This is a genomic window from Geobacillus thermopakistaniensis (assembly GCF_000498995.1).
GTDB lineage: Bacteria > Bacillota > Bacilli > Bacillales > Anoxybacillaceae > Geobacillus > Geobacillus thermoleovorans.
This window is the reverse complement of record NZ_AYSF01000065.1, coordinates 1-13984: the sequence shown is the minus strand read 5'-3', so window position 1 is coordinate 13984 and position 13984 is coordinate 1. Positions and strand designations below refer to the sequence as shown.

Annotated in this window: 12 protein-coding genes and 1 pseudogene; 1 reads left to right on the top strand and 12 read right to left on the bottom strand. The window is 52.8% G+C overall.

Features of this window, described 5'->3' with window-relative positions:
- From T260_RS126205 to argC, 9 genes are all read right to left on the bottom strand, one after another.
- Positions 1 to 889: Clp protease N-terminal domain-containing protein (locus tag T260_RS126205; protein WP_023634236.1), on the bottom strand; the 889-nt coding region annotated here is incomplete at its 3' end.
- A gap of 107 nt (positions 890 to 996) precedes the next feature.
- Complete coding sequence (locus T260_RS126210; RefSeq protein WP_011230299.1) at positions 997 to 1176, bottom strand: YjzC family protein; 180 nt, start codon at positions 1174 to 1176, stop codon at positions 997 to 999.
- A gap of 190 nt (positions 1177 to 1366) precedes the next feature.
- On the bottom strand, positions 1367 to 2305 hold the full coding sequence (argF, locus tag T260_RS126215; RefSeq protein ID WP_013146083.1) for an ornithine carbamoyltransferase: 939 nt from the start codon (positions 2303 to 2305) through the stop codon (positions 1367 to 1369).
- Positions 2302 to 5430 (bottom strand): carbamoyl-phosphate synthase (glutamine-hydrolyzing) large subunit, encoded by a 3129-nt coding sequence (carB, locus tag T260_RS126220; RefSeq protein WP_014195161.1) that lies wholly within the window; start codon positions 5428 to 5430, stop codon positions 2302 to 2304. Before carB ends, argF begins: the two co-directional genes overlap by 4 nt.
- Positions 5423 to 6487, bottom strand: a complete 1065-nt coding sequence (locus tag T260_RS126225) for a carbamoyl phosphate synthase small subunit (protein ID WP_014195160.1) — start codon at positions 6485 to 6487, stop codon at positions 5423 to 5425. The genes carB and T260_RS126225 overlap by 8 nt, the downstream gene beginning before the upstream one ends.
- 88 nt (positions 6488 to 6575) lie before the next feature.
- On the bottom strand, positions 6576 to 7736 hold the full coding sequence (argD, locus tag T260_RS126230; RefSeq protein WP_023634235.1) for an acetylornithine transaminase: 1161 nt from the start codon (positions 7734 to 7736) through the stop codon (positions 6576 to 6578).
- Complete coding sequence (gene argB / locus T260_RS126235; protein ID WP_023634234.1) at positions 7733 to 8509, bottom strand: acetylglutamate kinase; 777 nt, start codon at positions 8507 to 8509, stop codon at positions 7733 to 7735. Before argB ends, argD begins: the two co-directional genes overlap by 4 nt.
- Positions 8510 to 8521: 12 nt before the next feature.
- Positions 8522 to 9754 carry a bifunctional ornithine acetyltransferase/N-acetylglutamate synthase gene (gene argJ, locus T260_RS126240; protein WP_023634233.1) on the bottom strand — a complete coding sequence of 411 codons (1233 nt, stop codon included), beginning with the start codon at positions 9752 to 9754 and terminating at the stop codon, positions 8522 to 8524.
- 17 nt (positions 9755 to 9771) lie between these two features.
- Positions 9772 to 10806, bottom strand: coding sequence for an N-acetyl-gamma-glutamyl-phosphate reductase (argC, locus tag T260_RS126245; RefSeq protein WP_031212968.1), 1035 nt, complete (start codon positions 10804 to 10806; stop codon positions 9772 to 9774).
- A 332-nt stretch (positions 10807 to 11138) separates the two neighbouring features.
- Here argC and T260_RS126250 point away from each other — a divergent pair, with 332 nt between their 5' ends.
- Positions 11139 to 11816: a Crp/Fnr family transcriptional regulator gene (locus tag T260_RS126250; RefSeq protein WP_236620450.1), complete on the top strand. Its 678-nt coding sequence runs from the start codon at positions 11139 to 11141 to the stop codon at positions 11814 to 11816.
- 272 nt (positions 11817 to 12088) lie between these two features.
- Here the strand turns inward: T260_RS126250 and T260_RS1000000140800 are convergent.
- The 3 genes and pseudogenes from T260_RS1000000140800 to T260_RS126260 all read right to left on the bottom strand — a co-directional run.
- Positions 12089 to 12292: pseudogene (locus tag T260_RS1000000140800) on the bottom strand (RHS repeat-associated core domain-containing protein); the annotation flags it as partial.
- A 146-nt stretch (positions 12293 to 12438) separates the two neighbouring features.
- Positions 12439 to 13059 (bottom strand): hypothetical protein, encoded by a 621-nt coding sequence (locus T260_RS126255; protein WP_223813611.1) that lies wholly within the window; start codon positions 13057 to 13059, stop codon positions 12439 to 12441.
- Between the two features lie 165 nt (positions 13060 to 13224).
- A complete protein-coding gene (locus T260_RS126260; RefSeq protein WP_023634229.1) occupies positions 13225 to 13872 on the bottom strand; it encodes a hypothetical protein in 648 nt (215 codons plus the stop codon).
- Positions 13873 to 13984: the final 112 nt, after the last annotated feature.

Genomic DNA, 13984 nt, shown 5'->3' with positions numbered 1-13984 from the left:
CTTCAAATTCACAAAAAAACGCCGAAAAGCCGGCGCCGACGATCGTATGCAGCTCGTCAATGAACAATATGATGCGGCCGTCGCTTTTTTTGATTTCGTTTAACACCGCTTTCAGCCGTTCTTCAAATTCACCGCGAAACTTTGCTCCGGCGACGAGCGCGCTCATATCAAGAGCGAAAATCGTTTTGTCTTTCAGCCCTTCCGGGACATCTTTGCGCACGATGCGTTGAGCGAGCCCTTCGACAATAGCGGTCTTCCCGACGCCCGGCTCGCCGATCAACACCGGGTTGTTTTTCGTCTTCCGCGACAAAATGCGGATGATGCGGCGAATTTCACTGTCGCGGCCGATGACCGGGTCGATTTTTCCCGCTTTCGCTTCCGCGACAAGGTCGCGCCCGTATTTTGCCAACGCTTCATAGGTTGCTTCCGGATGTGGACTCGTCACGCGTTGATTCCCCCTTACGTTTCTCACTGCCGCTAATAGTGCTTCCTTCGTCAGTCCAAACGACGCCAGCTGCCGAGCGACCGGCTCGGCGCCATGAGGCAACGCGAGCAGCACATGTTCGACCGATATGTACTCGTCTTGCATTCGCTTCGCTTCGTTTTCCGCCTCCTCAAGCAGCCGCGCTAAGGCGGGCGCAACATACAGCTGCCCGTCCGCCCCATGCACTTCAGGCTTTTGGCGAAGCTGGCTGCGAAGCCAGTCAGCGGCCTTTTCCTTGTCGGCGCCGGAAAGCTCCACGAGCCGCGGCGCCAGGCCGCCTTCTTGTTCGAGCAGCGCAATCAGGAGATGCTCGACATCAAGCTGTTGATGATGTCGTTCTTTGGCGAGCGACTGCGCCGCCATCAGCGCCTCTTGCAGTTTTTCCGTCAAACGGCTTGCGTCCATGCCGTTCCCTCCATTTGACCTTCTTTGACCATAAATCATTATAGCGGATCGCGAAGCACACGGCAAATCAAAAGCCACTCCATACTTGGAATGGCTTTTGTTGTGCTTCACGGTTTGCGCAAATACGTCCAATGCCGATTATGGTTCGACGTTTCCGGGAACGTATCGCCGGCTTTCAGTTTCAGCTTTTTCGGGTGTTTTACATTGTCGCCCGTTTCGCCGATTTCAATGTACACGCCGTTGTTCGGCGCTTTATCCCCTGGTTTGAAATGGCGCGGTTGGCCCATTTGTTTCATCCCCCTTGCTTCGATTGCATTTGTTAGCATTCCCGGTTTTGCCGCTGTTCATAAGAAGGGAAATGATGGGGCCGCCGCACACGGAGCGTCAAGCCTTCACAATAAAAACGTTTTTTCTCATGAAAATCCTTTTCCTTGCAAAGAACAAAAAAGGAACTCCCGAAACGGGAATTCCTTTTTCCTATAGGATCGACACTAAAATCGCTTTTTGGGCATGAAGCCGGTTGCCGGCCTGCTCAAATACGACCGAGTTCGGGCCGTCCATGACGCCGGCCGTCACTTCTTCGCCTCGATGGGCCGGCAGGCAATGCAAAAAGAGGTAATCGGGTTTGGCCGCTTTGGCGAGCTCTTCATTCACTTGGTACGGCTGGAACACTTGAAGCCGCTCGGCGCTTTCGCTTTCTTGGCCCATGCTCGTCCATACGTCCGTATAAATCGCATCCGCTCCGGCCACTGCCTCAAGCGGGTCGTGCGTCACAACAACTGTTGCTCCGGTTTTCTCGCCGATCTGGCGCGCTGCCTCGACGTATTCCTCCTTCGGCTCATAGCCTGGCGGACAGGCAATGAAAATATCCATTCCCACTTTGGCTGCGGCCGCAAGCAAGGCGTTGGCGACGTTGTTGCCGTCGCCGACATAGGCGAGTTTGACGCCTTGGAACGTTTTCTTCGCTTCGTAAATCGTCAGCAAATCCGCCAGCGCCTGGCACGGATGATCATCGTCCGTCAAGCCGTTGATGACCGGAACGGACGCATACTCGGCCAATTCCTCGACTTTTTGATGGGCAAACGTCCGAATCATCATGACATCGACGTATTGCGACAAGACGCGCGCCGTATCCGCAATCGTTTCACCGCGGCCAAGCTGCAAATCGTTGCCGTTTAAATACATCGCCTGGCCGCCAAGCTGGATCATGCCGACTTCAAACGACACGCGCGTGCGCGTTGAGGGCTTTTCAAAAATCATCGCCATTGTTTTGCCGGAAAGCGGCGCATACGGCACGCCGGCTTTTTGTTTCGCTTTTAAATCGGCTGCTAGCGCCAACAAGTCCATAATTTCGTCTGTTGAAAAATCGAGCAGCGTTAAAAAATCTCTCCCTTTTAATGACATCACTGCATTCATGCGATCACCGCCTGTTCTGCCTGTTTTTTCTTTTCCAACCAGCCGTGGATCGGCTGCACATCAAGATGATCCACATCGAGCGCCTGCAAGAAGAGCTTCAATGTCTCACGTTCCGTGAAGACGAGCAATTGTCGGGACAACGCAGTCATTCGTTTGTTTGCCTCGTCTTCCTCTTTGCCCAAGTTGATCACCGCGAGCGCCGTGTCGCGCTTCACCCAATCGGCAAACGGGACATCTGACACGATCACAAGCTGTTTCGCTTCGATTTCCGCGGCCAGCGTCTCATCGATGCCGCCAATCACATACATTTCATTGGCGTTTGCTTTCTTTCGCAAGTACGCGTAAAACGCTTTGTACGCCGCTTCTTCCTTCGTCGCGGCGATGCTGATGCCTTCACCGGTCGATTTCATCTCCGGTCCAACCATCGGGTCAACCCCCGGCAGCTTATGGGTCGAAAAGACCGGATACTTTAACACGGCGTACGGCATGACCTCCAATCCGCGAGCTTTTTCGTCAACGATGTCGACGAGTGATTTCCCAAGCAATAACTTTGTCGCAATTTGCGCCAATGGCACGCCGGTCGTTTTGCTGACGATCGGCACCGTCCGGCTCGCGCGCGGGTTCACTTCAAGGACGTATACATTGCCGTCCGCAATGACGTATTGAATGTTCATGATTCCTTTAAAGCCAAGTTTTTTCGCAATCCGGCCCGCATAGTCGATGATTTTCGCTTTTTCTTCGTCTGTGAGCGTCTGCGCCGGCAGCCAAGCATAGCTGTCGCCGGAGTGGACGCCGGCTTTTTCGACATGTTCGATAATCGTCGGCAGTAAAATGTCCGTCCCATCCGTGGCGATGTCGGCCTCCGCCTCTTTCCCGTCCAAATACGCATCGATCAAAATCGGATATGTCAATTCGCCTTGCTCAATCAAAGCGGCGAGCTGCGCCTCGCTATGGACGATAAACATGCCGCGGCCGCCGATGACATACGACGGGCGAAGCAGCACCGGGCAGCCGATCTCGGCCGCTTTGGCGGCGAGCTCCTCGGCGTTGTTCGCCATCAAGCCCGGTACGTGCGGGATGTCAAGCTCCTCAAGCAACTGGTAAAAACGATCGCGATCCTCAAGCTGGTCAATCATATCGTACGTGACGCCCAACAGCGGCACACCTGCTTCTTCGAGTCCTTTGACCAAATTGATTGCCGTCTGTCCGCCAAACTGAACGATGACATGCTTGATTTGTTCCGCTTCAATGACATCCAAGACGCTCTCTAAGGTAAGTGGCTCAAAGTAAAGGCGGTCGGCGACGGCAAAGTCCGTGCTGACGGTTTCCGGATTGTTGTTGATCATCACCGTTTCATAGCCTTCTTTTTGCAAGGCGAACACGCTATGAACGGAGCTGTAGTCAAACTCAATGCCTTGGCCGATGCGAATGGGTCCAGCTCCAATGATCAGCACTTTCTCCTTGCCGCTCGCTTTCTTCCGCTCGTCTTCGCCGAAATAGGTCGAGTAGTAATAATCCGTTTCCGAATGAAATTCGGCCGCGCACGTGTCGACCATTTTGTATGACGGCACGATGCCAAGTTCCTTCCGCTTGTTGCGCACATCAAGCTCCGTCACGCCCCACGTTTCGGCCAAAAAGGCGTCGCTTGCCCCTTTTTCTTTCAAGAAGCGCAACGTCGGCTCATCGATCGTATCGATCGTGGTGGCTGCCGCCTGTTTTTCGAGCGCCACGAGCCGTTCGAACGAAGCAAGGAAAAAGCGGTCGATTTTCGTCCATTCGTGAATGGCTTCGACCGCCACCCCGCGGCGGAGCAGTTCCAAAATGGCGAAAAAGCGGCGGTCGTCTTTGTCGACAAGCAGCTGTTTCAGCTCGTCATCCGTTTTCGCCGAAAGCTCCGGCAAAAACAGTCCGTTGTTTTTTCCCTCGAGCGACTGCACCGCTTTTTGGAATGCCCGCTCCATATTGCGATCGATCGCCATCACTTCCCCGGTCGCTTTCATTTGCGTACCGAGCTTCCGGTCCGCGTGCGGGAACTTGTCAAACGGCAAGCGCGGAAACTTGACGACGACGTAGTCCAAGGCCGGCTCGAAGCTGGCGTACGTCGTTTTCGTCACCGGATTGACGAGTTCCGCGAGCGTATAGCCGACCGCCAGCTTCGCCGCAATGCGGGCGATTGGGTAGCCGGTCGCTTTCGAGGCGAGCGCTGACGAGCGGCTGACGCGCGGGTTGACTTCGATTAAGTAATATTGTTTGCTGTTCGGGTCAAGGGCGAACTGAATGTTGCAGCCGCCGATGATCCCTAATGCGGAAATGATCTTCACCGCCGACGAACGGAGCATTTGGTACTCCTCATCGGTCAACGTCTGCGACGGTGCGACGACGATCGAATCGCCCGTGTGGATGCCGACTGGATCGACGTTTTCCATATTGCAAACCGTGATGCACGTATTCGACTGGTCGCGCATCACTTCGTATTCAATTTCTTTAAACCCGGCGACGCTCCGTTCGATCAAACATTGGCGGATCGGGCTTTCGGCCAGCCCTTTTTCCACGAGCGCGAGAAACTGCTCCATGTTTTCGGCAATGCCGCCGCCCGTCCCGCCGAGCGTATACGCGGGACGAATAATGATCGGAAAACCGATTTGTTCGGCAAACGCGACCGCTTCCTCGACGCTTGTGACAATTTCGCTCTCCGGCACCGGTTCGCCAAGCTCATGCATTAACGCGCGGAACGCTTCGCGGTCTTCCCCGCGCTTGATCGCTTCAATCGGTGTTCCGAGCAGTCTCACCCCATACTTTTCAAGCACGCCGGCTTCATGCAGCTGAAACGCCAAGTTGAGCCCTGTCTGGCCGCCGAACGTGGCGAGCAGCCCGTCCGGGCGTTCTTTGGCAATAATCGCTTCGACCGCATCGACGGTGAGCGGTTCAAAATACACGGCATCGGCATGAACTTCATCGGTCATGATCGTCGCCGGATTGTTGTTCACTAAAATGACGCGATATCCTTCTTCCTTTAAGGCGATGCACGCTTGTGTGCCGGAATAATCAAACTCGGCGGCCTGGCCGATGACAATCGGCCCCGACCCGATCAGGAGAATCGACTGAAGCGAAGAATCTTTAGGCATACACGTTCTCTCCCTTGAACACGGTTTGCAAAAATTCGTCGAAAATATAGCCGGTATCTTGCGGCCCCGGATGCGCCTCCGGGTGATATTGCACCGACAAAATCGGTTTATGGCGATGGACGATGCCTTCGACCGAGCCGTCGTTGACGTTGATGAAGCGGATGTCAAACGGCTTGCCCGCCAAGCTTTCCTCTTTGACGACGTAACTATGATTTTGCGATGTCATCATCACTTTTTGCTTCCCGGCGTCCCACACCGGCTGATTGGCGCCGCGGTGCCCGAAGCGGAGTTTTTCCGTATCCGCCCCGTACGCTAAGGCGACAAGCTGATGGCCAAGGCAAATCGCAAGCGTCGGATACCGGTCGATCAGCTGACGGATAGCGGGAAGCTGATGGCTTAACTGTTTCGGATCGCCCGGGCCGTTCGAGAGGACAAGCCCGTCCGGTTTCAGCGCGTCAATCGCTTCCGGCGCCGTATCATGCGGCACGACCGTCACCCGGCAGCCGCGTGCAAGGAGCGACTGCAAAATCGACTTTTTATAGCCGAAATCGATGAGCACCAAATGCGGCCCGGCTTCGCCGTATGTTTCGATCGTTTTCGTTGACACCGCGCGCACTGGAAACGCCGCTTCCTCATCAGCAACTGCTGGAATCGGCGACAAACTTAATTCCGCCATCATCGTCCCAGCGGTGCGGATTTCTTTCACAAGGGCGCGCGTGTCCACGTGCGTGAGAAGCGGAATGTTCCAATGCTGCAAGTATTCTGCCAAGCTGTATTTCGCCCCGTAATGAAATCCTGTGCCGCTCGCTTCGTAGACGACGACCGCTTCGACGTGCGGCCGCTTGCTTTCAAAATCGTCTTCATTAATGCCATAATTGCCGATCAGCGGGTACGTAAAAACGATGATTTGGTTTTTATACGACGGGTCGGTCAACACTTCTTGATAACCGGTCATGCCGGTGAAAAAAACGATCTCCCCGCTCACCTTTTCTTCAAGCGGAGCGGCGAGCTCGCCGCTGAACGTTTTTCCGCTCGCCACATGCAAGTACGCTTTCATTGGCGCCACCTCATCGTTTGAGTTTTTATAACCGTTCAAGAATTTTTATGCATGAACAGGAATAAAAATTAAGCCATCGGCCGTCCGTTTACAAGACAGCTGAGGCGTTGGCGTTGTTCAACACGTTTGTTAAAATGTCCACCGCTTCATCGATTTCCGCTTTCGTCACCACAAGCGGCGGCAGCAGGCGGATCACCTTCGGCCCCGCCGAGAGGACAAGCAAGCCGTTTTCATGAATCAATGGCAACAGCGGCGCGACGTCCGTTTGGCACTCGACCCCGACAAGCAGCCCGAGCCCGCGCACGTCCTTGACGATGTCAAGCGGGGCGAGCGCGTCATGGAGGCGCTCAAGCAAATAGCGGCCTTTCTCCTGCACTTCTTGCAAAAATACCGGATCGAACACCACTTCTAACGTCGCCTTGGCAGCGGCCATCGCGATCGGGTTGCCGCCAAACGTCGACCCGTGCACGCCAGGCCCAAACGACTCTTTCAAAAACGCTTTGCCGATCATCGCACCAACCGGAATGCCGCTTCCAAGTCCTTTCGCCACGGTGATGATGTCGGGCTCCACGCCGAAATGCTGGTAAGCAAACGGCTTTCCGGTCCGGCCGATGCCGGTTTGCACTTCGTCGATGATCAGAAGCGCCCCGTGCTGTTGACACAGCTCCGACGCTATTTGCAAAAACGCCGAGTCAACCGGGCGGACGCCCCCTTCCCCTTGGACGACCTCAAGCATCACCGCGGCCACTTCTTCGTTCATTGCCTGTTTGAGAGCGTCGACATCATTCAGCGGCAAGTGAATGAATTCCGGAAGCAGCGGACCAAAACCGCTATGCACTTTCTCCTGCCCGGTCGCCGCCATCGTCGCAAACGTCCGGCCGTGAAACGATTGGGAAAACGTGATCACTTTGTGTCGTCCGGTATGTTTGCGCGCCAGCTTCAGCGCCGCTTCGTTCGCCTCGGCTCCGCTATTGCAGAAAAAGACGCAGTCGCCGGCGCTGTGGGCGACAAGCAAGGACGCGACCTCTTCTTGAATGGGAATCGTAAACAAGTTCGATACGTGCCAATATTGATTCAGCTGCTTTTCAATCGCCTTTTGGACGTGCGGATGGCGATGGCCGAGATTGCAGACGGCAATGCCGGAGACAAAGTCGAGATATTGTTTTCCGTTTACATCGGTCACAACCGTCCCTTCCGCGGCTTGGACGGCGATCTTCCAACGGTTGTATGTCGGAAACAGCGCGCTCATAAATATACCCCCACTTCTTTGCGAATCGTTGTGCCGTGCCATGTTCCGTTCTGGTAAAACGTCGTTTTGCCGCTGACGATCATCACCTCGGGCAGCGCATCGGACAGGGCGGACAGCGCCGCTTTCACTTTCGGAATCATCCCGCCCGTGATGACGCCGTCTTCGATCAGTCGTTCAATCGTTTCCGCCGTCGCCTCGGCCACGAGCGCGCCGTCTCGCAAAATGCCGGGCACGTTCGTCACAAACGCGAGCTGGCTGGCGCCGATAGCGGCCGCGACCGCCCCAGCCGCCGTGTCGGCGTTAATGTTGTATGTTTGCCCGTTTTGATCGATGCCAAGCGGCGAAACGACCGGAATGTAGCCCGCCTCAAGCAGCGTGCGCAAAAGACGGGAGCGAACCGTTTTCACACGGCCGACATAGCCAAGTTTAGCAAAGTCAATCGGTTCAGCTTCGAGCAGCCCCCCGTCCACGCCGGAAACGCCGACCGCCGGCAAGCCGTTCTGCCTGAGCATCGCCACAAGCTGTTTGTTCACTTTGCCGGAGAGCACCATTTCCACAACGGCAAGCACCTCTTTCGTCGTTTTCCGCAAGCCGTTGACAAACTCGCTCGGCACCGCCAGTTTTTTCAACATTTGCCCGATTTCCGGCCCGCCACCGTGGACGATGACGACATCCATCCCTTGTTCCCGCATCATGTTCACGCTGGCAAAAAAGGCGGGAGACAGCTCATCGAGCACGCTGCCGCCGCATTTGATGACGACCGTTTTCCCCATCTTTCTCTCTCCTTACGTCCGATAGCTGGCGTTGATTTTCACATAATCGTACGTCAAGTCGCAGCCCCACGCGACGCCGAAGCCATCGCCCAAGTGCAAATCCACCTCAATGACGACCGTCTCTTGTTGCAAATACGCCGTCGCTTCTTCTTCCGAGAACGGCTGCGGCTCGCTTCCTTTCAGCATCACAATCGGCCCGATCGCGACATCAACATTGTCCGGATCAACGTCAGCGTCCGCATAGCCGATCGCGCCGATGATCCGCCCCCAGTTGGCATCCGCGCCGTAAACGGCCGTTTTCACTAAGTTGGAGCCAACGATTTGCTTCGCGACTTTTTTCGCCTCATCGTCCGTTTTCGCGCCGCGCACGCGCACTTCAATGAGCTTCGTCGCCCCCTCGCCGTCTCTGGCGATTTGCTTCGCCAAGTCTTCGCACGTTTTCCGCAGCGCCTCGTAAAAGTGTTCCCAATCCGGATGATTCGGCGTCAGCTCGTCATTTCCAGCAAGACCGTTTGCCATCACCACAACCATGTCATTCGTCGACGTATCGCCATCGACGGTAATTTGATTGAACGATACATCGGTAATCGACCGGAGCGCATCATGCAGCACCGCCGAAGAGATGTTGGCATCGGTCGTAATGAACGCGAGCATCGTCGCCATGTTCGGATGGATCATCCCCGATCCTTTCGCCGCCCCGCCGACGGTGACCGTTTTCCCATCGACGGTCGTTTGGTAACAGGCGCGCTTCATCACCGTATCCGTCGTTAAAATCGCCGTTTGAAACGCCTCAGCATCCGCCATCGTCGCCCCTGGAACAAGCTTTTCGATGCCCGCGCGAATTTTTTCCATCGGCAAATATTCCCCGATCACGCCCGTTGAAGCGACGGCCACATGGTGCAGCGCCAGGCCAAACTGTTTCGCGCACAGCTCGCGCATTTCATAGGCGTCCTTGAGCCCCTGCTCGCCGGTGCAGGCGTTCGCGCATGCACTGTTGACGATGACCGCCTGCAATTTTTGTTCTACAGCGAGGCTCGCCTGCGTCACTTTGAGCGGCGCCGCCTGAAAATGGCTTTGGGTATACACAGCCGCGGCCGAAGCTGGCACGTCGCAGACGATCACTCCTAAATCTTTTTTTGCATAGCGCAACCCAGCATGCACCCCAGCCGCTTGAAATCCTTTCGGCGTGACGACCGTTCCATCGGCGACCGCCGTCACTTGCGCCGTTTGCTTCGTCATTGTCATCGTTCGTTCCCCTTCCCTCACGGATAGATCGGCAAGGATTGGAGGCCCTCGGCCTCATCCCACCCCATCATCAAGTTGAAGTTTTGCACCGCCTGCCCGGCAGCGCCTTTCATTAAGTTGTCGATCACCGACACGACCGTCACCCGTCCCGTCCGTTCATCGTAGGCGAGGCCGATGTCGCAATAATTTGAGCCGTACACGTCTTTTGTCGCTGGAAACTGTCCAAGTTGACGGATGCGGACAAACGGCGAACCTTCATAACTTGTTTTATACAAATCTACCAAGTCGTTTGGCGAAATCGATTGTTTCGCCTTCGCATAAATCGTCGCCATAATGCCCCTTGTCATCGGAATCAAATGAGTGCTGAACGTGATCGGCGCCACCGCTTCATTCCACGTCTGCAGCGCTTGTTCAATTTCCGGAATGTGCTGGTGGGCGTTCACTTTATAAATTTTCACGTTTTCGTTCACTTCGGAAAAATGCGTCCCAAGCCCTGCTTTCCGCCCCGCGCCCGATACGCCCGATTTGGCGTCCACGATGATCGAGTCTTCCTTAATTAATCCTTCTTTGACAAGCGGCGCCAAGCCAAGCAGCGTCGCTGTCGGATAGCAGCCCGGATTGGATAGGAGCACGGCCTCGCGCACCGCCTCGCGGTTCCACTCGGTCAATCCGTACACCGCCCGCTCTAAATACGCAGATGGCGCCGCCTCGCGCCCATACCATTGTGCGTACACCGCGCCGTCTTTCAAACGGAAATCCCCGGATAAATCGATCACTTTCACTCCCCGATCCACGAGCGCCGGCGCCCACTCCCCCGACACCCCGGGCGGCGTGGCGAAAAAGACCGCGTCATACTTGGCAAGCGCCTCGATTTCAAGTTTATGCAACACCGCACCATCGACCGCGCCGACGTGCGGGAAACTTTCCGATACATGAACCCCGTCCTGCGACGACGAGAACACGTCGCACTGGCTCACGTGCGGATGCCCGTATAGCAAGCGGAACAGCTCCGCGCCGCTGTATCCCGTCGCCCCGATGATTGCCACTTTCATGACGTTCCCCCTCACCCGTATGCCTCATGTAGTTCTCATTATAATACTGTATAAAAATAAAATCAAATGTATATTTAATAATTTTTGAGGATTTTTTTCTTGCCCCTCCCTCCGTCTATGGGAAACGAATACCGATTTGTCCCGGCAGCCAAGGTGCATCCTTGACTCCATCGCCCTCATGTTCTCGGGATGCAAAGACTTTCACAAACGATTCCATCGATGTTCAACAAGTTTTCAATCTTTTCACTATCCTTATATTGACTTCCCTCTTTTTTCCTGTACACTTTTATATAGCGATACATTTTACGTAAGGTTGTGATCGGATGAACGAGATGGAATCTCGTGAATGGCAGAAGTGGCTTACACCGCTTGGGCGCGATCTTCACCTTGAGAAGGGAACGTACTTGTTTCAAGAAGGGGAAAAAGCAGACGACATTTACTATATCCAATCGGGGAAAATCCAAATCAGCAAAATGGACATGGACGGACAGGAGCTCGCGCTGCGCATTTGCAGCGAGGGCGATTTGATCGGCGAGCTGACGCTGTTTTGCCCTGGCGCCCGCTACATGCTGACGGCGAAAGTGCTGGAAGACGGCGTCGTTTCCGCCATTCGGCGTGAAACGCTCGAGAAAGAGCTGGCCAACAACCCGAAACTGGCGATTGAGTTTATGAAATGGATGAGCCTCCATTTCCGCAAAACGCAGACGAAGTTCCGCGACTTGATTTTACACGGCAAAAAAGGAGCGCTCTATTCAACGCTCATCCGTTTATGCAACAGCTACGGCGTCATGAAAGAAGACGGCATTTTGATCGACGTGCCGCTGACGAACCAAGAGCTCGCCAACTTTTGCGGCACCGCCCGCGAAGTCGTCAACCGCATGCTCAGCGATTTGCGGAAAAAAGGCGTCATCTCCGTGGAAAAAGGAAAAATTTGCGTCCACAACTTGCAATACTTGCGCGACGAAATCGCCTGCGAAGGCTGCCCGCCCGAGCTGTGCCGCATTGACTGACGGGCAAGTGCGGCAAATAAAAGGGAAGGCCGTTCTCGGCGCTCAGGGGCGGCCTTTGCTTTTTTGAAGCAAACACTCCCCTGCTGTTGAAAGCTACACTGCCTATCAACGATGCACCTGCAACCATCGCCACGGCTTTCCAACCACCTTTTTTTAAAGGCTTGGCATCCACCATACGCCGCAACCCCCGCGTTGACGGCAAACCAGAAGAAATGCCCATCCGGATCTATCAACATCACTAGATTGTTATTTGCGTACGTGTATCCATTGTGCGTCAAGATATCGTCCGCATCCCCCGGATCCGGATCTAGGGATAGGAACACGCCATGCGTTGGATGATAGTACCAGGCGATCAGATAATACAGACCTGTTTCGTTGTTATATTGATACCCCGCATATCGGTATGAGTTTTCCTCCGCCAAGGCGCCGGATTGGGAAAGAATTTTGCCCCATGTGTCGTACTGGTAGCGAACCACCACGTTTCCTTGCACATCTGTCAGGGAGATAACATCGCCGTTCGTGCTTGCCCTTCCTTGAATGGTCACGAAAAAAGAACCTTGAAAGGCTTGTTGCCAATCAAGGATCCTTATTGTTCTGTCCTAGCGTTCAAGGCGAGGCTTCTTTACTTAGCTTCGTTAGAATAATGCAAGAAAAGAGAATCGACAACCTCTTGCGGAAGCTGTTGATTGGCAAAATTAAGCGCCACCCATGATAGAACCGTTTGATCCATTGGACGCCAAGTTTTTACAATCGGCCATGCATCCACACGATGGTTCGCATCTCGAAGTCCTAAAATACAAATGCCGTAATTTCTATCCCCCCATATAGCCCATTTCATGGAAGAAGGCAACCAAATAACTGTATACGAATTGTATAACATTGCATCAGCTGGACTTTCCTTAGGCCCCAATTCCAGGACATTTACATATTGATCAGATGTTAAATGAACAGGGGGTTTCACCCAATTATAGTAACCAAATTCTTCATAAAAGTATTCTACAGGATGAGGATCTAGTACAGCAGTAAGAATATACTCATCTTTCATTTTTTTCGACAATTGCTGAATTACGGTCCAAAAATCCCCATCCATTGTCCAGTCGAATTCTTCAAACCAAAAATAACGAAATGGTTCACGAAATACCTGTTTGGGCAATCGATTTTCTAAGAAAAACACATCGTTCACCGTGCGGTATAACTGATAAAATTCTCTTTTTTCTCTCACAAACAATGTTTCTAAATTCACGAAGATCACCTATTGTTTTAAACCTGATTTTTAAAGTCATTTTTTACTTCCCTTTGGATAATAGTCAGCGGTTGGCCCACCTGTAGATTTCGCTTCATCACGAAGAACGTATTCAGCTCCGTGAACCGCAATGTTTCCTTGTTGCTCATTTAGAGTGTGAATCGTCTATTTCTTTCGTTTCAATTTCTTTATTGTGATGTTGATATCGTCTAACAGTGCGCTTTCACTTAGCCATTTCCAAAATTTCCCCTTTGTTAAATACTTTTTTTCCTCAACAATTCTTTCAAGTCTTGATGCATCATCAATATTTCCATATCTACCTATTGCAAGTATGGCATGATTCTTTAGTGTTGTATTAAAATCACCCGTTAAAATGTCAAAGAACTTATTTACTACATCCCTAGTAACTTTGTCCTTAGGAAATTTTTCCGCGAAAGCAAGTAGAGTAACGGCACTAAAAACACGCTCAAATTCCTCACTAAAGAGATCTTCTATTATAACTTTTGATGCTTCTGGATGATCAAATGAATGATAAATAGCCTCTGCTAATGCTTTATGAGAATAACGGGAATCTGGTTTTCTGTACTCCTTAATTATTTCTTCTAGTCCACATATTATTTGTAATTTTGCTACCTTGATTTGTTCCAGCACCTCTTTGTTATCCGTATTGATTTTGTCTAATTCTCTTATAGCATTGTAATCGCCAATTGTTCCTATCATAGCTATATCTACGATTAAATCCGTGCCACTTTTTTTAGATAAATTGCGAATTTTTCTTTTTAATTGAGTTTCTTTCCCCTCTAAAAAATCCAATACACTTTCTGCATAAGCTTTAACGGGTCTTCACCATTTTCTGTGATTTCCACTCAACCCCAGAAATATGTTAGCTGGATGAAATCGGTTCATCAGTCAGGATCCTTCTTCC